Genomic DNA, 792 nt, shown 5'->3' on the forward strand with positions numbered 1-792 from the left:
CAGGATCGTCTACCGGGGTGGGGTCAGTCCACCAGGCTGAACTATATAACGTCGGCCTCTTTCATCTCCAACTTCACCATCAGCTGCTTGTTCACCTCTTTCCCATCCACCCCGCTGTGAATCCGCCGATGGCAAGTCGGGCAGATGGCGCCCACCCACTGCGGGTGATCGGGGCCTTCGTCGGCTAAGCGTTTGGTGTGGTGAGGTTCGAGGTAGGGCTCGCCGTTCCTTTTCTTGAACGGTGCCGGCTGGTCGCAGGCTTCGCAGATGCCATTGGCGCGCTTGAGCACGTATTTTTTTACGTCTTCGCTGCGTTTGAACCAGGATTTTTTGCTGTCGCTCTGTTGGCGCTGGCCCGATTGCTTTGAGGACTGCAGTGCCTTCTTGCGTAACTGTTCGAGTGTCTCCGTTTGCGTATCGGCTTCATCGGTGTCTGCATCTTCTTCAACCGCGTGCAGTGACGAGACTTTGAACAGGTTAAAGGTAATGCCTTGGCGCATGTTATTTTCTAAGTCTAAGCACTGAATATGATCCCAAGAATCACACTCGAACATGCCAAGATAGCGAACGCCTTTTTCTTTCTTGTTGTCTTCGAACAGGAAGATGTCTTTGCCATCTTTTTTATGGTCGCGGATGGATTTATTACCTCGAATAAATTCCATATCGCCTTTTTGGCCTTCCCCCGTATAAGAGAAGCTGCCTTCGGCTGTCCATCCATCTTTGTAGCCGTAGGTTTCGCCGCTTTCTCCGGTGAAGATAAAGATTACCGGGAATTCCCGCGGGGTCCAGATA

At 51.9% G+C, this 792-nt stretch carries 1 protein-coding gene; it reads right to left on the reverse strand.

Going from position 1 to position 792, the window contains the following annotated elements; genetic code table 11:
* Positions 1–41: 41 nt before the first annotated feature.
* Positions 42–792, reverse strand: a 751-nt coding sequence (locus tag ADK28_RS03330) for an HNH endonuclease (protein WP_048794882.1), incomplete at its 5' end; no start/stop codon positions are given.

Origin of the sequence: Serratia sp. 506_PEND (assembly GCF_001076875.1) — a bacterium.
Taxonomy (GTDB): domain Bacteria; phylum Pseudomonadota; class Gammaproteobacteria; order Enterobacterales; family Enterobacteriaceae; genus Serratia; species Serratia marcescens.